Below are 26,216 nucleotides of genomic sequence, written 5' to 3' on the forward strand. Positions count from 1 at the left end.
AAGCTGAATCGGAGGACGCTATGAATACCGATCTGAAAAAGTGGAACCCCTTCAAGTTCCTTCGCGGAGCTGCCCGCAAGTCCGATGCAGAAGGCCCGGAAAGCCCACCGACAAGCGAACAGTGGCGAGCCTCGTGGCCTGACATTCCGCGACTGTTCTCACGCGAACCGTGGCGTGCGGTGGAGGAGTTCTTTCATGACCCGTTTGCAGGCCGTGGCGCGCTCGAACGATGGTTTGGCGACTTCAGTTCATCGCGCTTCCAGCCGCGCATCGATGTCGTCGATGAAGGGCAGGTGCTGCGCGTGACCGCCGAACTGCCCGGAATGGAGCGCGAAGACCTGAATGTGAGCGTCGAGGACGGGGCGATCGTGCTGCGCGGCGAGAAAAAGCAGGATGTGCGCAGCGAGGAAAACGGCTGCTACCGGCTGGAGCGCGCCCATGGAAGCTTCATGCGCACGATCCCGATGCCGGAAAACGCCGACCCCAATCATGCCTTGGCAAAGTTTGACAACGGTGTACTCACGTTGACCGTGCCAAAATCCGAGCCGGCGCGATCCGCGAGTCGCACGATCGATATCGGCTAGGGCAGGCACGCAAGAAGTGCCATGATGGCGGGCGGATATCGGGCGAGCCGGGCCGTTAGCTCAGCTGGTAGAGCAGCGGACTTTTAATCCGTTGGTCACTGGTTCGACTCCAGTACGGCCCACATCCAACTGCATATGCCGACGCCACTCGACAAATGTACTCCGAGCCTCTGATTGGCTGCGGGGATCGGCTAGAAGCATGCCGTCACCGATATACAGCGCCGCAAGGGCTTGTCAGGAAGGGCCACGCCCGCGCCCGGCGTGCTGTTTTCGTGGGCCGACCGCGTGACGGCAAGCGAACGAAACGGGTAAGCTTCCAGTCGATTCTGGACAGATAACCGCTATTATCAGTCCATAGTCGAATTTGATCTAAACTGCTGATCATGAAAACGCGCGAGACCCTTCCCGTCGACGACAACGGGCCCGACTTCCCGGGCGAAGCCGAACTCGCCACACTGCGCGGCTGGTACGCCGGCCTGGACGCGCGGACCGCCGTTGCCCGCTATCTGGGCGACCGCCGGGCGGTCGGAGCGTCGTCGCGTGGCATGCTCGGCCGGATTCGCCGGCAGCTCATCGCGTACGCACAGGCCCGCCACCGCGCAGACCTGGCGGCCGCGTTCGTCGATTACCCGACGCGTGCGGCGGCCGACGGCGTGGCCCGCGCGATCGAGGTTCTCCGCAATCTACCGGCGCCCGCGCCACTGATCACCGACGCGGTCGACCTGTGGCTGCCGCCGCGCATTGTCGAGGCGCTGCATGCACATGGGCTTCGGACGCTGGCCGACCTGACCGTGCGGATTCCGCGGCGGCGTCGCTGGTGGTCCGCGATCGCCGGACTCGGCGTCGCCAGCGCTCGCCGCATCGAGGCGTTCTTCGCCGCCCATCCGTCCCTGACCGAACGCGCACGGGCATTGATCGTCGCAGCACCGTCCGGCGGCATCATGCCGTGGGAACAGCTGCGCGTGCCGCATGAGGTCGACGGTTCGCGCGGCCAGTTCCGCGCGCCGCGAACCGCCTGCCTGCTGAATGCGCCCAACGACTACGAGGCGATCCAGTCCTGGCTGTCGCTGCACGAGTCGACCGCCACGCAGCGCGCGTACCGAAAAGAGGCCGAACGCCTAGTCCTGTGGGCGATCGTCGAGCGCGGCCGCGCGCTGTCGTCGTTGACGACCGACGACGCGATCGCCTATCGCGGTTTCCTGCGGCGGCCGACGCCACGCGAGCGCTGGGTCGGACCATCACGGCCGCGGCACAGTATCGAATGGCGGCCGTTCACCGGTCCGCTGTCCGCCCGCTCGGCAGCGTACGCGCTAAACGTGCTGTCGGCGTTGTTTCGCTGGCTGGTCGAGCAGCACTACGTGCTCGCGAATCCGTTCGCCGGCGTCAAGATCAAGAGCCACGCGCAGCGTGCGGGACTGGACGTGTCCCGGGGATTCACCGAGGGCGAGTGGTTGTTGATCCGCGCACTCGCCGACGGCCTCGAATGGTCGTACAGCTGGAGCGTGCCGGCCGCGCAGCGCCTCCGCTTCCTGCTGGACTTCGGCTACGCGACCGGCTTGCGCGCGAGCGAACTGGTCGGCGCGACGCTCGGCCACATCCGCCGCGACGAGCACGGCGATCACTGGCTGCACGTACTCGGCAAAGGTGGCAAGCTCGGCAAGGTGACCCTGCCGTCGCTCGCTCGGACCGCGCTGGATCAGTATCTCGTGCAGCGCGGGCTGCCGGTCACGCCGACACGCTGGAGCCCGGCGACGCCGCTCGTCGCGAGCCTTGAGGAAGATGGCGCGGGCATCGAACCCAGACGGCTCTGGCGCGTGCTGCGACGGTTCTTCGTGCTGGTGGCCGATGCAATCCAGGATGATCGGCCGGCGATCGCCGAAAAGCTGCGCCGCGCGAGCCCGCACTGGATGCGCCACACGCATGCGTCGCACGCGCTGGCCCGAGGCGCCGAATTGATCATGGTGCGCGATAATCTGCGCCATTCGTCGATCTCGACAACGTCGACCTATCTGCATAGCGACGAAGTACAGCGAGCACGGCAGTTCGATCAGGCATTCGGGGTGCGTAAGACCTGAAGCATAAGCGCACCGACCGTGAACCGGCCAAATGAGACAGGCTTGGGAACGAACGAAAAATGGGCTACGCGATTCGAACGTTTCTGATCACGCCGGACGACGGCATCCGAAAGATCGGAGTGACGCGTTACTGGAACATGCTCGGTGCTCCGGACAGTCATCGCCTGCCGGAGTTTGCAGATCAGCGTGTACACCTCGCAAACCTGACCATTGAACTGGTGGACCGCAAGCCCGTGCAAGTAATCAATCGAGATTTTGTGATTGTCACTTTTGATGCGCAGGGCCGTCTCAATGTCGATCAGATCAAGCAGCGCGGTAGCTCGCTGTTTGAAGTCTTCATGGCATCCAACCTGGGCCGTAACGACAAGGAGGGCACTGCGAAGGTTGTCGATGCGACGGCCCGCTTTACCGTACAAGGCAGTCGATGGACGCCAATACCCGCCTTGATCCAGGCCCTTGACGAGGCAGCACTGGGATTGCGACGGTGTCCTGGCATTTAGGCGGCCAGGCAATTATGGCGATCTAAATATAAGCCGACCGCATTTCATAACTTCAAGGCTTATGATAGAAAATTGCGCTTACCTTGTTCATCCCCCAAGTACGGCCGATACGATACGTTGGTGCCAATGAAGCTCACCGGCAGGTTCCAGTTGCTCGCCGCAATAACCGACCCGTGCAGGTCAATGACGTCCACGGCGACGCTGCCGGCTTCGCGATTCACTGCCTCGAGATAGGTATTGACGGTTAGCAGCAGATCCGGGGGGGCCGGGGGCGGGGCGCTCAACAATGCGCGCACGCTTTCCTGCCGCGCAACGATCGCCGGTATCATCTCGTGCCGCACCAGCTCGCTTTGCAGATCGGCAGCGTATAAGGCGAGCCGATGGGCACCGACCTCCGCCAGCACGTCGATCGCGCGGTCCCACACGAATTCGACGGCGGCCGCTGCGACGCCAAAGTAAAGCGCCGCTGCGGCCGCCCACCCCCATAAGGGGACGCCTCTAATCCTCATGCGCACGTTCGACCCCGGCCGTCGTGAAGGAACGAACTTTTACCTACATGCGACTCGCCGTCGTGCCTGAGTACGTCGTGGCTTGCTTCGCCCACGGCCATATCGTTTCGTCCAATCCGCACCTCGTGCCCGCGCCGATACGTCAGACCTGACTCTAGTGACAGCTTGCCAGCTCCGCCTGCGGGCCGCCCTGCACCGGCCAGTTGTGGCCGACCTGCCGACAACAGTCTACCAGTCTAAGCAGGCCGTGCTGCAACGTGACGGCGCCTACATTCCGGCCGATAGTGCGCGCGATGCGCTCGACTCGACATCCTGTTGCAGAGGCGTCGCGAACAACTTGATGTGACAACGCCGACGCGTGGCGAGAATCGTGGAGGCAGGCAAGAGAGGTTTGCCTTACGGCATTGCTATGCGTCACGTGGATTCTCGCTAACGGCAACCTTAAACACCGCAACTGCATTCTTGAGATGCGCGGCCTGGCCTTCAAGTGATTGAGCCGCAGCCGCTGCCTGTTCGACGAGCGCAGCGTTCTGTTGCGTCACTTCGTCCATCTGACCAACAGCCTGGCTTACCTGCTCAATACCACGGCTTTGCTCTTCAGAAGCGGCGGCGATTTCCCCGACAATATCGGAAACCTGCTTGATCGCCTGCTTGACCTGCCCCATGTTGGCCTCAACTTCTGTCGCCTGTTTCGAGCCTTCCTGAATCACGGCTACGGATGAGCCGATCAGGTCCTTGATTTCCTTCGCGGCCGTAGCGGACCGCTGGGCCAGGCTGCGAACTTCACTGGCAACCACTGCGAAGCCGCGTCCCTGTTCACCGGCACGAGCAGCTTCAACAGCAGCATTTAGTGCCAGAATATTGGTCTGGAACGCAATGCCTTCAATGACGCCGGTGATTTCGGAAATCTTGCTTGAACTACTGCTGATCTTTCCAATTGTCCCGACCATCGCCTGAACTGCGTCGTTACCTGTATCGGCCATGTCCGTGGCCCTTGTCGCCAGTGCGTTCGCCTGCCGGGCATTGTCAGCGTTCTGCTTTACCGTCGCGGTCAACTGGGTCATGCTCGCGGCTGTCTCTTCAAGCGACGCAGCCTGCTCCTCTGTGCGTGCAGAGAGATCCATGTTGCCCGATGCGATCTCGCTGACGGCAACGGTAATTGTCTCACCGCCCGAGCGAACAGTCGCTACTGTCTCAGAGAGGCGCGACTTCATGTCCGCAAGCGCGTGCAGCAACCGCCCCATTTCGTCGTTCGAAGAGACCAGCACCTCGCGGCGAAGATCTCCTTCCGCCATTTCGGTGAAATGTTTCAGCACCGCATCGAGTGGGTGGTTGATCGCGCGGGTCAACGCTAATGCCGTGAGGAAGGACGACGCGAGTGCAAATATGATCAAGGTATAGGCAACTGCGGTGAGTCTGGCATACCCAGTTTCGGCGTCTTCGTAAGCCTGCTTGCCCCGCGCGTTCAGCAGCGCTTTCAGTGCGTCGTTCGCGCTCACGAAGGCGGTATAGGCTTTGCCAACGCGGGTCGCTTCGGTGTAGTACGCTGTGGATCGGGTGTCGCGTACGGTGTTCGAAAACGCCGTAAACGCTTCTTCAAGAATCTTGCGTTTGTCTGACACGGTCATAGCGAGATGCTTCGCCTCGTCATCGGAGGGCCTCGCCAGATACGTGCGCCATGCCTCATCCGAGGCCGCCCAGTACTGCCGGCCCTTTGCCAGATCCTCGACAACCAGCTCAGGCGCCGGGGCAAGCGGTGCGCGCAGCACTACCGCACGCGCGCGACCGATCTGGATCTCGGTGTCGCCAAGCAGGCGGACACCAACCAGTGCGTCACCGTACACTGAGCGAAGACCAAGCACTGCCCCGTGCATGCCGATCAGCGCCACGACGCCCAAGGTCACTACAAGCGCCGCAAGAAAGGCGACCGTCATTCGCAAACGCAATCTGATCGACAGATTTTTCAATATCTTTACTCCCTGCAGTGCTTTCATTAACGCCACGCTGGCCGTTTGGGGCCGAGGCCGACGGCATGAGAGAGTTATCGGCATGTCGTGGATTAAATGAAGGCCAAGAAATATTGACCCTTTTCAGATACGGCTCGTGAGGGCATTGTGACAACGCCCCTGGATGACCTTGAGTCGTTCCATCTCGCGCACGCTCATCGTAGTCATTTCTAGGCTTGCCACACACAGCCTCCACAGAAATCGGACGCAAAGCATGGCATGCCGTCGCAGCGTACTGCGACTTCTGTCTTTAGCTCAGACGCGACATGATGAAATGGCCATCCCGATCCCCGCGACCGTTCTACGATATGAAGTACGGTACGAACGTGAAGGAGGGCGCCATGAATGAGGTCACGCTGATCAGCATAGATCTGGGCAAGCATGTTTTTTGCGCCAAATCGTTTGGGCTAGTCGGCATGAGAGAGCGCGCTGATGCTGGGCGGCGAGATCCCGGTGCATAGCGCGCCCGTTAGCGACACGTCGATCGCGGTACGCGTACCCGCGGATGACGAGGCACACCGCCAGGCCGGCGGCTTAACTCATACCTCGGACGCTACTCCATACCCACCGCCACCCGGCGTCTGAATCACGAAAACATCGCCGGCATTCATCTGTACCTGGTGACGCGCGCCGAAGGTTTCCTGCGCGGACGAACCCGCTCGTTCGACCCAGTTGACGCCGAGCTTGCCCGGCGATCCGCCAGCCATGCCGAACGGCGCCACCCGCCGTCGGTTCGACAGAATCACGGCGGTCATCGGTTCGAGGAAGCGGACTCGCCGTTCGGTACCGTCGCCGCCTCGCCATTGCCCATCGCCGCCGCTGCCGTGACGCACCCGGAAGTCATCAAGGCGAACCGGGAAGCGCCATTCGAGCACTTCGGGATCGGTGAGCCGCGAGTTGGTCATGTGGGTTTGCACCGCGCTGCAACCCGCCGACGACGCACTGGCTCCGGCGCCACCGCAGATGGTCTCGTAGTACTGGTAGTGATCGTTGCCGAACGTGAAGTTGTTCATCGTGCCCTGGGCGCCCGCCATGACGCCAAGCGCGCCGTAGAGCGCATCGGTCACGACTTGTGACGTCTCGACGTTACCGGCGACCACCGCGGCCGGATAGCGCGGGTTGAGCATCGAGCCCACGGGAATGCGAACGTCCAGAGGTTTCAGACAACCCGCGTTGAGCGGAATGTCATCGTCGACCAGCGTGCGGAATACGTACAGCACGGCCGCCTTGCAGATGGCGGAGGGCGCGTTGTAGTTATTCGGTTGCTGTTCGCTCGTGCCGGCGAAGTCGATAACGGCCGAGCGCGCCTCGCGGTCGATCGACACGGCGACGACGATCTTCGCCCCGTCGTCGAGCTCGTATTCGAAGCGTCCGTCCCTGAGCACCGACAGCGTGCGCCGCACGACCTCCTCGGCGTTGTCCTGCACGTGCTGCATGTACGCCTGCACCACGTCGAGGCCAAACTGCCTGCACATGCGGTCGAGTTCCTGCGCGCCCTTCGTGCACGCGGCGATCTGCGCCCGCAAATCGGCAATGTTCTGTTCGACGTTTCGAACCGGATAACGACCCGAGGCGAGCAACTCGCGCATTTCGTCTTCGAGGAAGCGGCCCTGCGCGACAAGTTGGACGTTATCGAGCAGGACGCCTTCCTGATCGACGTGCGTCGAGTCAGGTGGCATCGAACCCGGTGAAATGCCGCCGATATCCGCGTGATGGCCGCGCGCCGCGACATAGAACGTCGGCGCCGCGTGCTCCTCGACGAAGACCGGCATGACCACCGTCACGTCCGGCAGATGCGTGCCGCCGCCATACGGCGCGTTGAGCACGTAGACATCGCCAGACTGCATGGTGCCCCCACGTCGCTCGATGATGGTCTGCACGCTCTCGCCCATCGAGCCGAGGTGGACCGGCATGTGCGGCGCGTTGGCGATCAGGTTGCCGTCCGCGTCGAAAAGCGCGCACGAGAAGTCGAGACGTTCCTTGATGTTGACCGAGTACGACGTGTTCGCGAGCGTCACACCCATCTGCTCGGCAATCGACATGAACAGGTTGTTGAACACTTCGAGCAAGACCGGATCGGCTTCGGTGCCGATCGCATGACGGTTCACGAGCGCGCCCGTGCGGTTGACCACCAGGTGATTGTGCCGGCTGACCTCGACTTGCCAGCCCGGTTCGATCACGGTCGTTCCGGTCTTTTCGCTGACGATGGCTGGTCCGTCGATACGCGCGCCGGGCGCCAGCGAATCGCGATCGAACACGGGTGTGTCGTGCCACTCGCCGCCTGAAAACACATGTGTCATGGCGAGCGGTTCAGGATTCGCGGAAGCACTCTCGGCGAGGGGCCAATGTTCGTCCTCGACCTCGTGCGCCTGGCCGATCGCCTCCACGGCAACGGCTTCGATCACCAGCGCCTTGTTCGGCATCAGGAACCCGTAACGGGCGCGGTACAAACGCTCGAACGTCTCGACAATGGCCGGCGCGTCGCGGCTGAATTCGATCTCCAGTGCAGTGTCGGTACCGTCGTATTTGACGTGGAGCGTGCGGCGCAGCGTGATGCGGTCCCTTGCGATGCGCTGCTCGGCGACTTCGCTTTCCGCCGCGGCGCCCAGCGAAGCGAACGTTTCCTCGCAGGCGGCGAGCGATGCCGCGTCGAGGCGCGTTTCGACTGCCAGTTGGCGCAGTGCGCGCACGTCAGCGAGACCCATGCCGTAGGCCGACAACACGCCTGCGAGCGGATGGATGAACACACGCGTCATGCCGAGCGCATCCGCGACGAGGCACGCATGCTGACCGCCTGCGCCGCCGAAGCACGCGAGCGTGTACTTCGTCACGTCGTAGCCGCGCTGCACTGAGATCTGCTTGATCGCATTCGCCATGTTCTCAACGGCAATCTTCAGAAAGCCCTCGGCGATTTCGGCCGGTGAGCGCGCGAAGCCCGTCGCATCCTCAACCTGCGCCGCAACTTCCACGAACTTGTGCTGTACGACGGCGGCATCCAGCGGCAGGTTGCCTTCAGGTCCAAACACGTGGGGAAACCACTGCGCGCTGATCTTGCCGGTCATCACGTTGCAGTCGGTGACGGTCAGCGGGCCGCCGCGCCGATACGACGCTGGACCGGGATTCGCCGCCGCGCTCTCGGGGCCCACGCGCAAGCGCGCGCCGTCGAAACTGCAGATCGACCCGCCGCCAGCCGCAACGGTATGGATTTTCATCATCGGCGCGCGGATGCGAACGCCCGCCACTTCCGTGGCGAACTCGCGTTCGTACTCGCCCGCGTAGTGCGTCACATCGGTCGATGTGCCGCCCATGTCGAAGCCGATGATCGATTCGAAGCCCGCGAGCTTCGACACCTGCGCCGCTCCCACGATGCCGCCTGCGGGGCCGGACAGGATCGCGTCCTTGCCCTGGAAGCGATGCGCGTCGGTGAGGCCGCCATTGCTCTGCATGAACTGCAACGGAACAGCGCCCAGATCGCCTTCGACTTGCTGAACGTAGTGGCGCAGAATCGGCGAGAGATACGCGTCGACGACGGTCGTGTCGCCGCGCGAGACCAGCTTCATCAGCGGGCTGACTTCATGACTCACCGAGATCTGCGTATAGCCGATGTCCTGCGCGATTTCCTTGAGCCTGCGTTCATGTTCGGCGTACCGGTAACCGTGCATCAGCACGATTGCGCATGAACGGATTCCATTTTCGTAGGCCTGTCGCAACGCAGCCTGCGCCTGCCTCGTATCGAGTTCGCGCACCACTTCGCCATGCGCGCCGATCCGCTCGTCGATTTCCACCACGCGCTCGTACAGCAGCGTTGGCAACTCGATGTTGCGCACGAACAGCTTCGGACGGCTTTGGTAGGCGATCCGCAGCGCGTCTGCAAAGCCCCTGGTAATCGCGAGCACGGTAGGCGCGCCCTTGCGTTCGAGCAGTGCGTTGGTGGCGACCGTCGTGCCCATCCGTACGCTATCGATCAGATGTGCCGGCACGGGCTCGTGGGCCGCGACGCCCAGCAGGTCGCGAATGCCTTGCACCGCCGAATCGCGATATCGCTCGGGATTCTCCGACAGCACCTTGTGCGTGACGATCTGCCCATCGGGGCGGCGCGCGACGACGTCGGTGAACGTGCCTCCGCGGTCGATCCAGAATTGCCAGCGGCGATCACGCGGTAGCTGAGTGTCGGCTTGATGTGTCATCAGAAGATATCTCCGGTGAATGATGGGGTGCTCACGATTCGAGTTGCGCGCCGCGCGTTTCAGGCAGCGTCAGCGCCGCGAGAATCACGACGCCGTAGGCGGCCGCGGCGAAGGTGCCGATCGCGACGCCGAGCGTCATTTTTTGCGCGACGAAACCGATCAGAAACGGGAAGGTCGCGCCGACGGCGCGGCCGAAGTTGTAGCAGAAGCCCTGGCCCGAGCCGCGAATCCGCGTGGGGAAGAGTTCGGTCATGAACGCGCCCATCCCGGCGAAGATGCCCGAGGCGAAGAAGCCGAGCGGGAAGCCGAGCACGAGCAGCAGCGCGTTGCTCATCGGCACGCGGGTATAGACGAGAGCGATCGCCATCGAGGCAATCGAGAACGCGATGAAATTGAGCTTGCGGCCAAAGCGGTCGCTGAGAAAGGCGCCGCACAGGTAGCCCGCATACGAGCCGGCGATGATGACCGCGAGATAGCCGCCCGTGCCGACCACGCTCAGGTGCTGTTCGGTCTTGAGGTACGTCGGCAGCCAGGTGGTGATCGCGTAATAGCCGCCTTGCGTGCCCGTGGCGAGGATCGCGGTGCGCAGCGTCGTCAGCCAGACGCCGGGGCCGAAGATCTCGAAGAACGAACTCGTGTTGCCGGCTTCGGCGTCACGCTGCTTTTGTTGCAGATGAACTTCCGGTTCCTCGACGAAACGGCGAATGAAGATCACGAACGGCGCGGGCAACACGCCGAGCGCGAACAATGCGCGCCATGCGATATCGCCGGGCAGCAGCGAAAACACCAGCGTATAGAGTCCCGCCGACGCCGCCCAGCCGATCGCCCAGCCCGCCTGCACCATGCCGACCGCCTTGCCGCGATCGCGCGGCCGGATTACCTCGCCGATCAGCACCGCGCCCGCGGTCCATTCACCGCCGAAGCCGAAACCCATCAAACCGCGCGCGATCAGAAGCTGGCTGTAGTTCTGCGCGAACGCGCAGAGCAGCGTGAAAAAGGCGAACCAGACGATGGTGATCTGCAGCGTCTTCACCCGGCCGATGCGGTCGGAAAGAATGCCTGCGACCCAGCCGCCGAGCGCGGAGGTCAGTAGTGTGACCGTGCCGATCAGGCCGGCTTCGCCCCTGCTGAGACTCCACGTGGCGATCAGCGTCGGAATCACGAAGCTAAGGAATTGCGTGTCCATCGCATCGAGCGCATAGCCGACCTTGCAGCTCCAGAATGCCCGCCGCTCGCTCGCGTTGGTGTGCCGGTACCAGCCGAACATGCCGCGGCTCGCGGTGGTGTCCGCCATTGCGTCGTCGACGGGCGTGCCTGCGTATTGCGCTTCCGTATTCATGTGTTTCTCCTGTGATGCGGCCAATCCGGGCGTCAGAACACCGCGAGCGATGCGTTGGGGATGTCGGTGACCAGCATGTGGCCAGGCCGATGCGCGATCGCGAACGGCAGCCGCGCGCTTTCAATGGCGCTTTGAGGCGTCACGCCGCAGGCCCAGAAAACCGGCAGTTCGTGTTCATGGATCGATACCGGATCGCCGAAATCCGGGCTCGACAGATCTTCGATGCCAAGTACCGCCGGATTGCCGATGTGCACCGGCGCGCCATGCACCGCGGGAAACCGGCTCGTGACCTGCACGGCACGGATCGCATGGGGGCCGCTCATCGGCCGCATGGAGACGACGAGCTGGCCGCCGAACCGTCCCGCCGCCTGGTTCGCAATGTGGGTGCGGTACATCGGCACGTTCACACCTTCGTCGACGTGGCGCAGCGGAATGCGTTCGCGCGCGAGCATCTGTTCGAACGAGAACGAGCAGCCGATCGCGAACACGACCAGATCGTCGCGCCAAACCTCGCGGATATCGGAAGGCTGCTCGCACAGCACGCCGTCGCGATAGACGTTGTAGCCGGGCACGTCGGTGCGGATATCGAGGTCGCGACCCAGCACCGGCAGATCGAATTGTCCCGGTTCGCCGACGCCGAGCAGCGGGCAGGCTTTCGGATTGCGCAGGCAGAAGCGCATGAAATCCTCGGCGTAGGCGCTCGGCAGAATGGCGAGGTTGGCCTGCGCGAAGTCGCCGCAATAGCCGGCCGTAGGCCCCGAGAATGTCTTGCTGCGAACTTGCTGGCGAAAGGTGTGCGGCATGACGGCGATTCCGTTCGTGAGTGCGATGGCGTGCAGATTAGGGCCAACAAAATAGCTGCGCCAGCGAGTTATTCGTGCCGCTGGCGTTCAGGTTTTCTTAACGGTCTTGTGCGGGTTTTTACGTAGCCGGTCGTTGGGTGCACATCGGGAGGAGCGCGTGGTCGGTGGCTTGAAAACCTTTGCCGACAGGCCTTACAGGGGGGGCGTGGCAAAGCTGCGTTCATGCATGGCGAATACCATGCGTCGTTTCGGCATAACGGCCATAAAGGCACTCCGTTTCGTATAAATGGAGCTTTTTGTTAAGGCATACTACGAACAGAAACAATGAAGGAATCCGCCCCAGTCTTCAGGCATAACCTATGAACACGCGCTTTCTCGAAACCTTCGTGACGCTTGCCCAGCTCGAAAGCTTTCGGGCGACGGCGCGTGTGCTGCACGCGACACCGGCCACGATCTCGCTGCGTATCCGCTCACTGGAGGACGAACTCAAGACGGAACTCGTCGACCGCTCGACAACGAGCTTCCGGCTGACACCGTCGGGCCAGAATCTGCTCGGGCCCGCGAAGAACGTCGTCAATGCCACGCGCACATTGCGGGAGGCCGCGGGCCAGGAAATCGTGGTTGGCGGCAAGCTGCGCCTGGGCGTCATCGAGACCGTAGTGCACAGCTGGCTCGCGCACTACGTCACCCAGCTGAACGCGAGCTTTCCACGGCTCGAAGTGGACCTGACCGTCGATTCGAGTTCGGTGTTGCAACGGCGTCTGCTGAGCGGCGAGCTCGACCTCGTAATACGGGTCGAGGGCATCGACAGTACGAAGATTGTCTCCAGCGCGATCGCCAGTTATCCGGTTCGGTGGATCGCGAAACGGGGCTTGTTGTCCAGGCGCGCCGAAGGGCTCGCGCTGCGCGTGCTGGAGCGTCCGGTTCTGACCTTCGGGCGCGGCACGGCGCCGCAAGTCGCGCTCGAGAGCATCGTTCATGCGCTCGCGCAGCAACTCGGCATGCCGGCCGGGCAAACGCGCATCACCTGTTCGCCCTCGGTGGCCGCGATCGTTCAACTGGTTCGCGACGGCTATGGCGTCGCCGCCATTCCCGGCCTGTTCGTCGCGGAGACATTGCAAAGTGGTGAATTCATCGAGTTGCCGCTCAAACCCGTGCCCCCACCGATCATCGTGTCGATTTGCAAGCCGGTGAACGCGAGCCCGATGATTCACGCTGCCGCGAATGCGGCGCAGCTTGCGTGCTCGGCGTATTGCCAGACGCGGCGCAAGGATCTGGTCGAGGCGCTTTGACTGAGACAGCGTGGCAGATTGATTTCGTGCGGTGAAAAAACGGTTCGTCTCGCGCCAACCTGGTTCGCTATGGGCGCGGCTCGGACGGGCCATCAGTACGATGGATGGCTTTTTTCAATCGCGAGGGGGATTCGGAATGTTGCTGCCGCGTTCATTCAACCTGACCGCTGGCGTTGCCTGCGCACTGCGGCTCGCATCTGCGAATGCGTTATCGCAACCTTGTGCAACGGCTGACGACCGCAGGAGCTTGCTGCAAGTCAGCACCCACGACGACGATGTGCGCGCCGAACGTCGCAGGGAGGAACAGCTGCGCTCAGAACGTTTGCGCTCGGATCGATTGCGTCAAGAGCGCCTGCGCGAGGGTAGTTCATCGCTGCATTGCGGCGGTCCCGTTCAACGGGCCACCTCGACGCACGGGTGATGAAGCGCGGCAATCGCGCGGCACGCATTGATGACGCGGCCATGCTGCCGGCTCGGGCCGCTTGTCTGGTCGAGCAGCACCTCGATCGAATGTGCGTCGAGATTCGGTTGCAACCCGAGCAGCAACGCAATGGTGCCTGTCACGTTCGCCGCCGCGAACGACGAGCCCGACACGAAGTCGTAATGTCCGCCCGGCGTGAGCGTCAGGATGTCACGGCCCGGCGCATACAGCACGTTCGAGCCTGCATCGGCTGGCGCACTGCCCGCAGCGTGAGCCGAATCGACGGCGATCACGCTCCTCACGCCGACCGGAAACGCCTTGAGGTCGCCGTCCGGCAGAACGGCCCCGACCACGATCACACCTTTTTTCACCGACAGTTCGATCAGTTGACTCAGCAGCGGGTCCGCCGGCCCGCCCAGACTCAGGTTGATGATCTGTGCGTGCGCCTCGAGCGCCGACTGGATCGCTTCGGCGAGTGTGAACGAATTGCACCGCGAAGTCCCGCTGCGATTGTCCGCTTGCCAGCAGGCCTTGACCGCGATCACTTTCGCGTGCGGCGCGACGCCTTCGATGCCGGCGCTGCCGTCCGGGCCGCCGGCGCGATCCGCCGCGATGACGCCCGCGACCGCGGTGCCGTGCTGGTCGCGATTGAATTGCTGCCAGTCCTCGTCGACGAAATTGCGGGTCCCGGCAATGCGGCCGTGCAGATCGGGGTGGGTGGTGTCGACGCCGGTGTCGATCACCGCGACGCGCACCGAATCGCCGCGTGTGACCTTTTGCGCAGCGTCCGCGCCGATCTCGCGAAAACCCTGCTGCAAGTCGGTATAGCCGCTGCCATGCGGCGCCTCGCCGAGCAGATCGAAGGTCTGTAACGGCTGCGCGAGACGCACGCGAGGATCGGCAGCGAGCCGCGCGAGCACTTCATCGCGCCGCGCGCCGTCGGCGATCTCCAGCATCGCGCAATGCACCTTCAGCGACGGGATCGGCCACGCCGACACCTCGTGCAAGCCGTATTGCCGCGCGAGCGCAGCGACCTGAGCCCGCGCGCTGCCGCCCGGCGAATAGCCGCCAGCAGCGCCGTAGCCGGCGGCAGTCGAGCCGGCTCGCAGCATGAGCGTTTCCGGAGGATTGGCGACAGCCAGCACGATCATTCGCTCGGGACGCGCTTTCATCTGCTGCGTCGCGACAGCGGGGTCGGGCGTCGCGGGCACGAGCGCGCACGCGGACACCGCGAAGGCGGCGCACAGGGACAGCCAGCAAAGGCACGCGCGCCGCACCATGGCGGCCCATGTGCCACTGACGCCGCGGTTCACTGCCGAACCCGCGCCGAACGGAAAATGCGGGACATAGCGGTCCTTGGGCGTCATGGCAACTCGATTCATGATGTAAATAGCCGTAGGTGCGCGTTGCCGGGTGAAAAGTTACGCCGCCGCTCAGAAATGCCAGATGACATCGGCGATCCAGCGATTGCTCGCGCCCGGCCCAAGCTTCGTCTTGGCTTCATTGTTCGTCGCGATGTACGACACGTCAAATTGCCACGCGCGAAACTGATAAGTCAGCCCGACGTTGCCGTAGACGTACCCAAGGTCGATCACCGAGTGCAGATCGTAGTAGCCGATGCCGGCCGTCGCGGTCCACCCGTGCACGAGCGGCAGGCGACCCACCAGGTCATATGAGACAGCGCGCGAAATCGGCGTCGGCCCAAAGCCGGTGTCCGGCGAGAGCGCGACCGAGGCGAACACAGAGTCGCGCCAGCCGGCGGTTAGCACCAGTTCGTCGTAGTTGAGGCGCGAGGACTGCGATCCCTGTAGGAACTGGTAGTGCGAAAGCATGGCCTGGGCGCTCCAGTCGCCGGCCAATCGCCAACCGTATCCACCGTTGGCGACGGCTTCCGCGCCGTTGGTCGGGCTGCGAGCGGACCGGAGTGACGCCACGGACGCGCCCGCAAAGAAGCCGTTGCCCGGATACCAGTTGGCCCCCGCACTGACCGACGGCTGCCCGTTTCCGATGTCCATGCCGCGGGTGACCTTGTTGGTGGTGATGCCCGCCTCGAACTGCCAGTCGTCGCTTGTGGCAGTGGCGGGTGCGGATAAAACTGCAAGCGTGACGAGCGCAGTGCAGCATCGAAGCATGCCGGGCAAGCAGGCTGCCACGCGGCAACGCGGGGACGAAGGACGCTGCAACTCCATATTGTTCGTTCACGTTCCGGTAGATCGGGGACTGTGACCGTGGTCAAGCCATCTGAACGACCCGGCGCGGCGCCGCGCCGCTGCCAGGATCGTGCCAATCCTAACCGATAAACGTGAACGGACAAATTTGCTCGCGATCTGCCGGAGTGAAATTGGAAATATGACCGTAAGTGACGTCGACCGTGAGCGGAGTTGCGAACGACCGAAGAAATTTGTCGGCAAGCCACGATGCACGATACGAGCGCCGCAACCATGTCGACGCGAGCAATAGAAGCCTGGTCAGGATGCACGGATTCTCATGTCAGTGCATCCTGACCGCTTTGTAGGGGTGTGCCGACGCGTGCGCCGCGATGCGCCGTGGCTGCGAGGGTTCAGCGATATGCGCATGCCCGCCACGCGACGGGGCGCGTGGGCAAGACGCCGGACCGCCGGCGCGGCAGCGCATCCGGTTTCGCTCCCGGAGGCACTTACCGGAACCGGGACCGAGAACGATCCAACCCGTCCGTATGAACGATTCATTGACATCAGGCCGACCAGGAGAAGACATGCGATTCGCTCTAGTGACCGAGGACCCCATATTGACCCGCGATCTGGCCGGCTGTCTTGCCGGTGATTCGATTGCCGTCGAATCGTTTGACGGCGAGTTGCCGCTCGTGCGTGCAATGCGCGCCTCCACGTACGACCTCGTGTTGATCGACGCGAAGAACGGATCATTACTGCTCGATTCGTTGCTGTCGTGGCGCCATTGCAACGCGGCTGCGTGCACGCCCGCGATCGTTCTCACGCCGTTTCCGGACTGGACCGCCATGCTCGGGTGGATCAACGCGGGCGCCACGGACGTGGCGTATCGCTTCGATCTGGAGCAGGTGCGTCTGCGCGCGCATGTTGTGCTTCAGCGTGAAAATCATCGGGCGGGTGCGGACACCGTCACGCTGGGCGGCTATGTGTTGAGAAGAGATCTCGGCGTGCTGACCCTCGACGGCGTCGAGATTCCGCTCACGCCGCGCGAATTCACGATGGCGTGGCTGTTCTTTTCGAATCCAGGCAAGTTCGTGACCCGCGCGCAGATCGCTGGCGGCGTGTGGGGCTCATGCGAGGACGTGGCCGCGCGCTCCATCGAGCAACACATCTACAAGCTGCGCAAGAAGCTGCGTTTGTCGCCCGGAAACGGCCTGAATCTGAAAACCGTTTATGCGCTTGGCTACAAGCTGGATAGCGTTGCGTCGATTGGCGAAGCAGGCAACGCGCTGGCGTGCGTTGAGCAATTCGCCTAGACCACTGCCTCGAGTTCCAGGGCCTTCTCGCGATCCAGCGCTTCGCCGTCGCGACGAAAAAACACCCACGAAGACGCGGGGATTCCAGTAAGCGACTCGAGCGCGGCCGCTTTCACTTTCAGTTGCTGCATATCGATCGCCGGCGCACGCTTGAAGCAGATGAGAATGTTGTTGTCCTCGCACGGCAACCGCAGAACCGCATCGAATAGCTCGGACAGCCATTGCAGGTTCTGCCGCGTCACCGCCGCCAGGTCCGGGCCGAAGATGTTGATCGTCATCATGCCGTCCGTCGCGAGGCTGTCGAAACAGGCCCGGTAGAATGCGCTGCCTTGCCCCACCGGCCCATCGTGTTCGCTTAGATAAAGGTCCACCTGCAAGATGTCGATCGATGCCCGGTGCTCTTGCGCGCTGACATAGTCCATCGCGTCCGCTTCGATGAGAGCGAGGCGCTCGCCCTCGGGCGGCATGCAGAACATCTCGCGGCACGCGTCGATGACCGCGGGGTTGATGTCGACGACTTCGACACGCGCGAGCGGAAAGCGGGCGTGACAGAAGCGGGTCAACGCTCCGGCGCCCAGTCCCAGTTGCACGATGAGGCGCGGCTTTTCATAGAAGCGTTCGGCGAAGAGCATCCACGACATCATCTTTTGCGCATACTCCATCCAGAGAAACGTTGGATGATCGAGCACCATACACCCGAACGTCGAATCCCACTCGTCGCCGTTGTGCATGTACAGCAGCCCGTCCCGCTTGGAAAAAGTGAGCGGCGGGCAGCGTCCTTCGTGACTGGCGTCAACATCTTGCAGGTTGTCGTGTTTGAGCATGTCGTTCGCGATAGAAATGTCAGGGGCGCACTGCTTGGGTGTTCATCATAAGCAGCACGATCGGACGCGTTGACATGGCACCGAAACGAGGGGGCGTTAGGCGAACGTTTTCTACACCGGTTGCGCTGCCACGAGCTGGGGGGGGAACATACCTATTCGGTTCGTCGCCAGGCGGATCGATATCGCTTTCGTTTTCTAACACCACCTTGCGTTTTTCGGCTAGTCGCCCTGCGGCGCCGGCCGGTTCGGGGGAATCATTTTTGAGCGACATGCTCCGGCTGCCGCAGTTGATGCCAGCTCGCGAGGATCGCGGCGATGTGGCGCGCGTATAGGTCCCGCTCGGCAGGGGTCTCCGAATGGTAGGCCCCAATCGCGGCCCAGGTGTTGCCGTATTTGTCCATCTTGCCGCGCAAATGCCAGGCCGCGATATACACGTTCTTGCACGGCTGCATCAGCGCATCGCGATCGATGTGGTAGCGCGCCAGGTCGCGCAGGTGAATGGAGTTGATCTGCATGACGCCGTAGTCGAGGGAGCCGTTTGCGTTCAGATGCGTCGCGTTGGGCCGGTTATGCGACTCCTGCCATGCGATCGCCCGCAGCACCATTGGATTGACGCGCTGGTACGCCCCTGCGTCGTCGAAGCAGTCGGCCCATGCGGGCTGCGCGGCGAGCGCGAGCGCAAGGTCGACGGCGATTGCGATCAGCGCGCGGCGCGTAAGCGGCGGACGATGACGGATGGCGTGGTGCATGACGGTCTCTTCGAATGTGTGCTGGTGCGTACCGGTGAACGGCGCGATTGTGATCGCCCTCCATCTGGATTTCGAAGCGACGGCGCGAAAACATGAGGTCGCGTGCGAACCATGTTGCGCGAGGCGCGCGGGCCCTATGTATGTCCCAGAATTTGCGCCGCCATAAAGGACGTTGCGAGGAGCGATGATGAAGGCCGCGCATGGCATTCATTCGCGCAAGGGTTCAGCTTTTCGCAAGGCGCTTGCGACGCGGCGCCTTGCGAATCGTCCAATACGGCATCGAGCGCCTCCGCCGAACCGTCACCGCCAGCGTGCGGCTACGCGGCGGGGCCGTACTACGCCGCTTCAACAGACGACGCTCCATTGCGAGGGTTTATGACGATCAACCGCCTTTCGCGTTTCTTCCCCGCGACCCGTTCCAGCGCAGACACGGCCGCGCCGCCGACCGCAGGCGTCAATCCGAGGCCGGTTGCGCGTAGCCTGACCGCGCCCGGTGCGCTATTGCTGCCGCAGCGTCCGGCAAATGCCGCGGCAGCAGGCGGGAAGACATCCATGCCGCCACGCGCCGCGAATCCGCAACCACGTGCGGCAGGCGAGCCGGGCCGGCACAACATCGATTGGCTCACGCGGCGCCATTTGCTTGTGGACAGCGGCGTCTCCAGGACGGACTCGATTGGCAATCCGGAATAGTAAGCGTGTCCGCGCATCAGCAGCGGAATCCATCATTGCGCAGCCGTCATTGCGGATTCGTGGCTCGCGTGTCGTAAGGCAACTGTTGCAAACGCGACACGATGCTTCCAGTCGCTCTACAGGCCGTGATTTTTTCGCATGACGCCGCGCAAGCTGGTTCACGACTGTATGGCGTTGAATGGCGCGCAATTCACGAGAGTTGCCGGAAGATGCTTTGCCTCGCGAACCGGATTCTGGCTCGTCGCATGAAAATATCCACGCAATACGCATCCACCGCGCGCTCCCGATGCACTAACGGAGAGAGAGACCTCGCCCGATACGATCAATGCTGATGGCGCAATGCAATGGGTCTTGAATTACGCCGCTACAGCCATTGACTAAAACCACGACGACCAGACGGGCGAGGGGACAAAAAGTTGTGCTTTGGGGAAACGCCGCCGTCTCCGCTGGACGGGTGACGGCAGGAATCGAGAAGCGTGGATGCCTTTTTGGGGATGCGAACCGCGGTGAACAATAACCTGTTATTTGCCATTGCAACCGACGACCGGCTGCTTCGACGGACTGTTTCTGAAACCTTTACCGGAGAAGGAGTCGTCATCGAGCCGTTCCCGAGTGAACTCGATTTGCTGCGCGCAATGCGTGCGAACCGTTATGACCTGGTGCTGATCGACGCCAGGACCGATCCGACGCCAACCAGCGCGTTGCTGTCGTGGCGCGACTGCAACGCCGACGTGTGCACGCCGGTGATCGTACTGACGCACCATTCGAGCTGGTCGGGACTGTTGCGCTGGATCGACGCGGGGGCGACCGACGTCGTGAATCGCTTCGACATCGAGCAGATCCGCTTTCGCGTCCATCTGGCGTTGCAGCGGCGCTTTTCCGATACCGTCACGCATCAGATCCAGATCGGCCGTTACGTGCTTCAGCGGGATCTCGGTCTCGCGACGATCGACGGCGTCGAGATTCCGCTGACAGCGCGCGAGTTCTCGATCGCCTGGATGTTCTTTTCGAACCCCGGAAAATTTCTTAGCCGCGCGCAGATCGCTGCCGGCGTTTGGGGTGCGACGGAGCAGATCGCTGCGCGCACGCTGGAGCAGCACATCTACAAGCTGCGCAAGAAACTGCAGCTATCGCGCACCGCCGAGTTGAATCTCAAGACCGTGTATGCGCTCGGCTACAAGCTGGATGTCGCTCAGGCGGCGCAGTCCTGCTTCGACGCCGACGCGCGAGCGGGGTTCGATACGCCGCCGGTGAGTTTGGGGCAGGGCGCTACGCGGCGCGGTGGCGACGGTACGTTGTCCGATCGCGCTTGCGATTCATCGGCGCAGTTCGTCGTGACGCTGGCGTAGCAGCCCTCCGCTTGCGTGGCGACCCGCCCGTCGAGGCGGCCGGCGCTGGCGGGCCATCGCGTCACGACGCATGACGCGAACGGCCCGCGCTCACGCGCTCAGGCGGCGTCCTCGTCCTCCTCGCGCGCCTCAGCCCGGCGTTCCTGCTGATCCTGGAAGATCTGCATCATCACCTGCGTGCCGAAGGCCTGGATCGCCGCATCCAGATCGGCCGGGCTGCCTCCCTGGTCGTCTTTCTTGTCCTTGTTCTTCGTGTCCTTGTCGTCCGTCTTGTGGGTCGAGGGACTGCTGGTCGTGCTGTGACTATGGCTGACTTGCGTCATTTCATTCTCCATTAAAAAGAAGGTTCATGCGCGGATCCATACGTAGTCGCCACGGGCGAGGTTTTCGAACATGTCGTCGCGAGCGACGAAGATGTTGTCCCGCCAGTAGCGCCCGTGCTCGACATAGTGCTCGATCAGCTCGAGCATCCACTGCCCTGTGATTTCCTCGCTCAACGCCACGCGCGCGATCAGGACGATCGCGCCGGTATCCGCCTCCAAACCGAGTTGCGCCTGGTCCTGCGCATAGACGGCGAGATTCGCCTCCAGCAACAGGCGAAACACGCGCAACGTGCGCCCCGCCGTGACGATGCCGAACTGGAACGTCATGTACAGCGCGTCGGGGTCTTCCTCGAAATGGTCGATCGCCGCGTCGAAGCCGTCGATCTCCAGCACACCGCGCTCCAGCACGGCATCCGGCGCAGGCATGTCGCGCAGTTCGCAAATCTCGCGGATCAGTTCATCACGTCTTTCGATACTCATCGCTATCGCCGAATCGCTTCACGAACACAGGTCTGTAGGTGGATGGCCCACGCGGCAGAGCAAAAAAAAACCGGTTGGGAACCGCGGACGGTTCCCAACCGGCGCACCATGCGCGGCCGGATGGCGCGCCGGAGCGCTTAGCCTACGATGTCCTTCGCGGCCTTCGGGCCCATCGTCGCAAGCTTCGCGGTCGTGTTGGCCTTGTTGATTTCGTTTTCTTCAGCCATTGCCTTGTAGATGTCGGCGATGGAGCTGCCAGTTGCGCCTGCGTCGGTCGGGATCTTGCTCGACATGTTGAATCTCCTAAAAGAATTGAACAGTGGTACTGCGCTAAAGTGTCCCGCTTCATGCGGAACGCTGGGAAAATGTGCGGCCCTTGCGGATTGCGCACGGTTTGCCTGCATCGCGGCACACCTCATGTGTGTGTCGCGGTGCAAGTGTTACTGCTCGATTGCGCCGCGGCACAACTGCGCCGCGGCGCGAAATCCATCGACAACCACACGTCCTGCCTGAGCTTCCGTGCTTGCCGCCTCCGTTGAATGCGAGGCGACGGTGTTGGCTATCGCATCGAGTGCGTCTGCCACTTCCCGCACTTCACCGTGACGATGCGTCTGCGCCACTGCCTGCGGCAAGTCGTCGAGTACGTCGATCAGTTTGTCGGTCATCGCTTCGTACATGCTGGTCATCCTCAATGAAGGGTGGTGTTGCTGGGCAGCTCGGCCACGAAGTTCTTCGTGCCGTCGCTCGATTCCACGTATTTCACGCCGTCCGCCGACAAGGCCGAATCGATGTCACCGGCTACTTTCAGGTCGTCGGTGCTCGTCACTTCCACGTCGATGCGCGCGACGAGCGGCTGCATATCGCTGCGAAACCGTTCGACCACCTCGCGCACTTCGGCGGGATGGCGCGCGCTGCCGGTTACCTCGAGGCGGCCCGCACCGCCATAACTCACGTGCAGGTTGGCTTCATGCAGCGATTCCGCGAGCGACCCGGCGATCTCGTCACCGGACCGGACGCTCCAGTTCAGGCGATTGCCTGCCAATGCCTGAAGCGCGGCGCGCGTTCTGCTGGCCTCGGCGGTGCTCGCCGCGATGCCCGTGACGAGAAACCCGTCGCCCTGCCGGGCGACCGCCAGATCCGGCTGATGCAGCTGCGCCAGCGCCTGTTGCACATCGGCAAGCGTGGCGCGGGCTTGCGGCCGGTCGGCGGCCAGCGTCGTCTTGCCGGCCGGCAACACCACCGCGGCTGCGCCCATCGACCCGATCAGCAAGGCGGCGACGCCGGCATGCACCCATGGCGAACGGCGCGAACGCATAATGATCGGTGTGGAGGGCGGGCCGGCCGGAAACACGCCGTCGCTCGTTTCGCCGTCGTATTTGCGCCCTTCGGGTTGCGCCGCCAGCATCGACTCCATCAGTTGCAAATCGGACGGCCAGCGCGTGTCGGCAGGGCCCGCGCACAGCACGACTTCACCGAAACGTCGCGGCATGAAGTCGTCCATCGCGATGCCGGCTTCGCCGGGCACAGCGATCGTCAAGTTGTCTTGCGCATCGATTGCCAACTGCATAGTGCACTCGCTCCAGTCGTTGATCAGGATGTCCGCATCAGGTTTGGCGCCGATCGACATCGTTGTTGTACTCAACTCTATTTGAGCGCCGGCATGGAAGCCGGTCAGTATGCGAATTTCTTTGGACATGAACGAAACCTCTTCGATTGTGATTGACGGGATGGCGCCCGCCGTCACCATCCGCGTCCGCGGCGGATCAGGGCAGCAAGCGCGGACATGCCCATCGCGCGGCCCGCGCGGGTGCGGCTGCGCCCGAGGTTGAGCAGCGCGATGGGCAACAGCAGATTCATCGATTCCTCCGCGGCGGAGAGCGGGCGTTGAGCGGCCCCGCTCACTCCGGTTTGAATGTTGCTTTGCGGGTTGTTTTGCATATCGCGTCCGGCGCGCGTGGATGCCGACACGAGCCGGTCGCGTATCTGAGCGAGCGTGGTGCGCGAGGTGCGCTCGCCATCCGGCATCTGCAGGAATTCGCGGACGATCGCAAGGACGGCATACGTCGGGCTGGCACGCGCGGGCGCTTTGCCCCCAACGGACGGTTCCTGCTTGCGCGCCGCGGTTTGCACGCCAATCAGCGCGGCCTCGGCCTGATCGCCAGGCGAGCGTGCTGATCCTTGACTGACCGCGCGTGAGTGCTTCAACAGCGCCGTCTCGTTGCGCGCCGTGCGCTGCGCAAAACGCATCGGCAGCGCGCGCGCAGGCAGATCGTGCGTGTCGTCGGAATCTGTCCGTTTGCCGTTCGGCTCCGCGCCGGCGGAATGCTCGTCCTGACCGAAGCCATGCTGATTGCCGCGCGGCTCGCGCGCATCGACCCGCATCACGTCGGTCTGACTGCGTCGCAGATGCTGGTCGAGCATCATCAGCAGTTCCTCGCTCTCGGCCGCGGGGTCGTTCGCGTCCGGACTCTCGGCGCTGCGGCGTTTCCTCAGCGACGGGCGCTTGGCACGCGTCAACGCATGCCCGTGACGGTGATGCGGCACGGCCAGCGCCGCCTGCTGCTGGGCGACAGATTCGGCATCCGAAGAAAGATCGGCGGGCGGCGTGTAGCCGCCGCCTATGCGTGGAATGCTCATGTGAACATCACCTGCACGAGGTTGCGCGCGAAGTTCTGGATCGCGGCCGCGCCCCATGGCGCGGCGATCACGATGACGACCGTGACGACCACCAGTTTCACGCTCTGCGAAATGCTGGAATCCTGCAGTGACGTGACGGCTTGCAGGAACGCGATGAGCAGGCCGGTCACGGCCGCCACCGCCACCGGCGGCAACGACACGAGCAGGCACAGGGTGAGCGCCTGCGTGGTGAAATGAGTGATCGCGTCGTATTCCACGGCGTTACCTGTAGGTGGAGATGAGACCGTGGATCAGCGTCGACCAGCCGTCCATCGAAACGAACAGCAGCAGCTTGAACGGAATGGCCACATTGGTCGGATTGACCTGCGACAGCCCGAGTGCCATCAGCACGTTGGCGATGACTAGGTCGATCACGATGAAGGCGAGGTACAGCAGGAAGCCCATCTTGAAGGCCGCGGTCAGTTCGCTCAGCGTGAAGGCGGGCGCGAGCACGATGAGATCGTCCTGCTTGAGTTCGGCGGCGCGCTCGGGCGGCCAGATTTCGCGGGCCGAGCGCAGGAAGAAGGCCTTCTCGCGCTCCGACGCATGACGTTTCAGAAACACGCGAAACGGTTCGCGCGCGGCGTCGAGAAGCGGCATCACCTGCATGCCCGAGCCTGCATCGCTGGATAGCTGCGCGCGGTGCATGGCTTCCATGCCGACCGGCGCCATGATGAAGCACGACACCATGATGGCGACGCCGTTGAGCACCGAGGTGGGCGGCACCTGCTGCAGACCCAGCGCGTTGCGCAGCAGCCCGAGCACGACCACGATCTTCGTGTAGGACGTGACCACCATCGCGGCGAATGGCAGGACGGCCAGCGCGAGTGCCGCGACGAGCAGCGAGGCGATTTCAGGTGTGCCGTTCATCGGAGTTCGCAATGTGCTGGATGAGGAGGCCGAGGTTGTCCCCGACCGCGACGAGTTCGCCGAGCGCGAGCGTCTGCCCGTGCGCGACGAGACGGATTTCCGCATCGGCGAGCTTGAGCGGCAGCGTCAGGATGTAGCCGGGCCGCAGCGCGGCGATTTGCCCGAGCGGCAGATTGACGGTTACCACCTCGATATGCACGGGAAGTTCGACCTCGTTCAGATCGACGGTGCGCTCCGCGGCGGCGGTCTCGCCGGTGGACCCGGCAGCACTCTCAAGGGAAAGATCGGGATCGTGGTTCATCGTCTCAGGGAACGTCTCAAGGATCATGTGGTGGCCGTCGATGCGGGCCTGCGCGCAGGCGGCGCGGCCATTCGCTGCGCCCCATAGCACGGTCGCGTGTTCGAGCGGTGCGCTTTGTGCATAGCCGCTTGCGCGCGGCCATCCGAGCAGGACGTCGCCCGCGCGCAGCGAGCCCAGCAGCGCCGTCGTGCAACGACGGGTACGCAAGCGGATGCGGGTTGGCACGGCGATGGCGGCAAGCGCGTCGGGCAGCGCGACCGAAGCCGCGCGCGTGCCGGTCATGCGGCGCTCCAGCGCGGCCGCGAGAGGCGCGGGGGCTTCGAGCAGCACCGCCGCGTGGGCGGGGTTGTCCGCCAGTCCGTATTCAAAGTGGAGCGCGCCGGCGGCGTTCTGGCTATCGGTCTGTTCGGCATCGAGCGAAATGTCCAGCACCGAGGGCTGCGCGACACCGTGACCGGCAAGCGTGTCGAGCGGCGCCGCGAGCCACAGATTGCCGAGCGCCGCGCGACGGTCCGGGTCCGGCTCCAGGGCAATCGCCTCGAGCGCGGCGTGACGGCTCACATCGACGCACACACACAGCTCGCCATGCGCGCTGCCGATACGCAGGCGCGCTGTGCGGTGAGAGGACAAGGATTGCGCCGCGGCCGGTTTCACGCCGAGGCCGCCGCGCGCATCGAACAGCGCGCGCGACACGCCGGCGAGCGCCGGTGTATAGCAGCGCAACCGATCGCCGATGCTGGTGCAGCCATGAGGCATTGACATGATCTCGAACCCT

24 protein-coding genes, 1 tRNA gene and 1 pseudogene are annotated in these 26,216 nt (G+C 63.4%); 8 read left to right on the top strand and 18 right to left on the bottom strand.

The genetic code is table 11. From position 1 onward, the window contains the following. The first annotated feature begins 20 nt into the window (after nt 1–20). The 4 genes from DSC91_RS00075 (at nt 21) to DSC91_RS38100 (ending at nt 3,159) form a co-directional block, all read left to right on the top strand. Nucleotides 21–584 carry an Hsp20/alpha crystallin family protein gene (locus DSC91_RS00075; protein WP_064269506.1) on the top strand — a complete coding sequence of 188 codons (564 nt, stop codon included), beginning with the start codon at nt 21–23 and terminating at the stop codon, nt 582–584. A gap of 49 nt (nt 585–633) precedes the next feature. After that, nucleotides 634–706 (top strand) — tRNA-Lys (locus tag DSC91_RS00080). A gap of 261 nt (nt 707–967) precedes the next feature. Beyond that, nucleotides 968–2,659 carry a phage integrase family protein gene (locus tag DSC91_RS00085; RefSeq protein ID WP_162831289.1) on the top strand — a complete coding sequence of 564 codons (1,692 nt, stop codon included), beginning with the start codon at nt 968–970 and terminating at the stop codon, nt 2,657–2,659. Nucleotides 2,660–2,718: 59 nt separating this feature from the next. Beyond that, the gene (locus DSC91_RS38100) at nt 2,719–3,159 is read left to right on the top strand and encodes a hypothetical protein (RefSeq protein WP_229758415.1); all 441 of its coding nucleotides are present in this window, start codon (nt 2,719–2,721) and stop codon (nt 3,157–3,159) included. Between the two features lie 89 nt (nt 3,160–3,248). Here the strand turns inward: DSC91_RS38100 and DSC91_RS00095 are convergent. The 5 genes and pseudogenes from DSC91_RS00095 to DSC91_RS00115 form a co-directional block, all read right to left on the bottom strand. Then, nucleotides 3,249–3,668, bottom strand: a pseudogene (locus DSC91_RS00095) (sensor histidine kinase); the annotation flags it as partial. Nucleotides 3,669–4,075: 407 nt separating this feature from the next. Then, nucleotides 4,076–5,662: a methyl-accepting chemotaxis protein gene (locus DSC91_RS00100; protein ID WP_115776266.1), complete on the bottom strand. Its 1,587-nt coding sequence runs from the start codon at nt 5,660–5,662 to the stop codon at nt 4,076–4,078. A gap of 551 nt (nt 5,663–6,213) precedes the next feature. Beyond that, the gene (locus tag DSC91_RS00105; RefSeq protein WP_115776267.1) at nt 6,214–9,861 is read right to left on the bottom strand and encodes a hydantoinase B/oxoprolinase family protein; all 3,648 of its coding nucleotides are present in this window, start codon (nt 9,859–9,861) and stop codon (nt 6,214–6,216) included. 31 nt (nt 9,862–9,892) lie between these two features. Further along, nucleotides 9,893–11,200, bottom strand: a complete 1,308-nt coding sequence (locus DSC91_RS00110; protein WP_115776268.1) for an MFS transporter — start codon at nt 11,198–11,200, stop codon at nt 9,893–9,895. Between the two features lie 32 nt (nt 11,201–11,232). Next, nucleotides 11,233–12,003, bottom strand: a complete 771-nt coding sequence (locus DSC91_RS00115; RefSeq protein WP_054036910.1) for a putative hydro-lyase — start codon at nt 12,001–12,003, stop codon at nt 11,233–11,235. A gap of 359 nt (nt 12,004–12,362) precedes the next feature. On the opposite strand from DSC91_RS00115, the gene DSC91_RS00120 reads away from it, so the two are divergent. After that, nucleotides 12,363–13,295, top strand: coding sequence for a LysR family transcriptional regulator (locus tag DSC91_RS00120; RefSeq protein WP_115776269.1), 933 nt, complete (start codon nt 12,363–12,365; stop codon nt 13,293–13,295). A gap of 393 nt (nt 13,296–13,688) precedes the next feature. On the opposite strand, the gene DSC91_RS00130 is transcribed toward DSC91_RS00120, so the two are convergent. Beyond that, the gene (locus DSC91_RS00130; RefSeq protein ID WP_208645723.1) at nt 13,689–15,083 is read right to left on the bottom strand and encodes a S8 family peptidase; all 1,395 of its coding nucleotides are present in this window, start codon (nt 15,081–15,083) and stop codon (nt 13,689–13,691) included. Nucleotides 15,084–15,149: 66 nt separating this feature from the next. Continuing rightward, the gene (locus tag DSC91_RS00135) at nt 15,150–15,869 is read right to left on the bottom strand and encodes a TorF family putative porin (RefSeq protein ID WP_162831290.1); all 720 of its coding nucleotides are present in this window, start codon (nt 15,867–15,869) and stop codon (nt 15,150–15,152) included. 581 nt (nt 15,870–16,450) lie between these two features. On the opposite strand from DSC91_RS00135, the gene DSC91_RS00140 reads away from it, so the two are divergent. Continuing rightward, nucleotides 16,451–17,179 (top strand): response regulator transcription factor, encoded by a 729-nt coding sequence (locus tag DSC91_RS00140; RefSeq protein WP_162831291.1) that lies wholly within the window; start codon nt 16,451–16,453, stop codon nt 17,177–17,179. On the opposite strand, the gene DSC91_RS00145 is transcribed toward DSC91_RS00140, so the two are convergent. Together DSC91_RS00145 and DSC91_RS00150 are read right to left on the bottom strand one after the other, a co-directional pair. Beyond that, nucleotides 17,176–18,003: a spermine/spermidine synthase domain-containing protein gene (locus tag DSC91_RS00145; protein WP_115776273.1), complete on the bottom strand. Its 828-nt coding sequence runs from the start codon at nt 18,001–18,003 to the stop codon at nt 17,176–17,178. The genes DSC91_RS00140 and DSC91_RS00145 overlap by 4 nt on opposite strands. Nucleotides 18,004–18,257: 254 nt before the next feature. Continuing rightward, nucleotides 18,258–18,752, bottom strand: a complete 495-nt coding sequence (locus DSC91_RS00150; protein ID WP_115776274.1) for a lytic transglycosylase domain-containing protein — start codon at nt 18,750–18,752, stop codon at nt 18,258–18,260. A 375-nt stretch (nt 18,753–19,127) separates the two neighbouring features. On the opposite strand from DSC91_RS00150, the gene DSC91_RS00155 reads away from it, so the two are divergent. Together DSC91_RS00155 and DSC91_RS00160 are read left to right on the top strand one after the other, a co-directional pair. Continuing rightward, on the top strand, nt 19,128–19,442 hold the full coding sequence (locus DSC91_RS00155; RefSeq protein WP_115776275.1) for a hypothetical protein: 315 nt from the start codon (nt 19,128–19,130) through the stop codon (nt 19,440–19,442). A 476-nt stretch (nt 19,443–19,918) separates the two neighbouring features. Further along, on the top strand, nt 19,919–20,791 hold the full coding sequence (locus tag DSC91_RS00160) for a response regulator transcription factor (RefSeq protein WP_162831292.1): 873 nt from the start codon (nt 19,919–19,921) through the stop codon (nt 20,789–20,791). 98 nt (nt 20,792–20,889) lie between these two features. On the opposite strand, the gene DSC91_RS00165 is transcribed toward DSC91_RS00160, so the two are convergent. The 9 genes from DSC91_RS00165 to sctQ form a co-directional block, all read right to left on the bottom strand. Then, nucleotides 20,890–21,114, bottom strand: coding sequence for a hypothetical protein (locus tag DSC91_RS00165; protein ID WP_115776277.1), 225 nt, complete (start codon nt 21,112–21,114; stop codon nt 20,890–20,892). 24 nt (nt 21,115–21,138) lie between these two features. Then, entirely contained in the window at nt 21,139–21,594 is a 456-nt protein-coding gene (locus DSC91_RS00170) for a CesT family type III secretion system chaperone (protein WP_115776278.1), read from the bottom strand. Nucleotides 21,595–21,731: 137 nt separating this feature from the next. Then, entirely contained in the window at nt 21,732–21,887 is a 156-nt protein-coding gene (locus tag DSC91_RS37790; RefSeq protein WP_165848098.1) for a hypothetical protein, read from the bottom strand. Nucleotides 21,888–22,034: 147 nt separating this feature from the next. Further along, nucleotides 22,035–22,271: a hypothetical protein gene (locus DSC91_RS00175; protein WP_128576472.1), complete on the bottom strand. Its 237-nt coding sequence runs from the start codon at nt 22,269–22,271 to the stop codon at nt 22,035–22,037. 11 nt (nt 22,272–22,282) lie between these two features. After that, the gene (gene hrpD5, locus DSC91_RS00180; RefSeq protein WP_162831293.1) at nt 22,283–23,290 is read right to left on the bottom strand and encodes an HrpD5 family protein; all 1,008 of its coding nucleotides are present in this window, start codon (nt 23,288–23,290) and stop codon (nt 22,283–22,285) included. A gap of 44 nt (nt 23,291–23,334) precedes the next feature. Further along, nucleotides 23,335–24,231 carry a hypothetical protein gene (locus DSC91_RS00185; RefSeq protein WP_115776280.1) on the bottom strand — a complete coding sequence of 299 codons (897 nt, stop codon included), beginning with the start codon at nt 24,229–24,231 and terminating at the stop codon, nt 23,335–23,337. Then, nucleotides 24,228–24,488 carry a type III secretion system export apparatus subunit SctS gene (gene sctS, locus DSC91_RS00190; protein ID WP_073431576.1) on the bottom strand — a complete coding sequence of 87 codons (261 nt, stop codon included), beginning with the start codon at nt 24,486–24,488 and terminating at the stop codon, nt 24,228–24,230. The genes DSC91_RS00185 and sctS overlap by 4 nt, the downstream gene beginning before the upstream one ends. 4 nt (nt 24,489–24,492) lie before the next feature. Further along, on the bottom strand, nt 24,493–25,140 hold the full coding sequence (gene sctR, locus DSC91_RS00195; protein WP_054036883.1) for a type III secretion system export apparatus subunit SctR: 648 nt from the start codon (nt 25,138–25,140) through the stop codon (nt 24,493–24,495). After that, nucleotides 25,124–26,203 carry a type III secretion system cytoplasmic ring protein SctQ gene (sctQ, locus tag DSC91_RS00200; protein ID WP_115776281.1) on the bottom strand — a complete coding sequence of 360 codons (1,080 nt, stop codon included), beginning with the start codon at nt 26,201–26,203 and terminating at the stop codon, nt 25,124–25,126. The genes sctR and sctQ overlap by 17 nt, the downstream gene beginning before the upstream one ends. Nucleotides 26,204–26,216 lie beyond the last annotated feature (13 nt).

The sequence above is a fragment of the Paraburkholderia caffeinilytica genome (genome assembly GCF_003368325.1).
GTDB lineage: Bacteria > Pseudomonadota > Gammaproteobacteria > Burkholderiales > Burkholderiaceae > Paraburkholderia > Paraburkholderia caffeinilytica.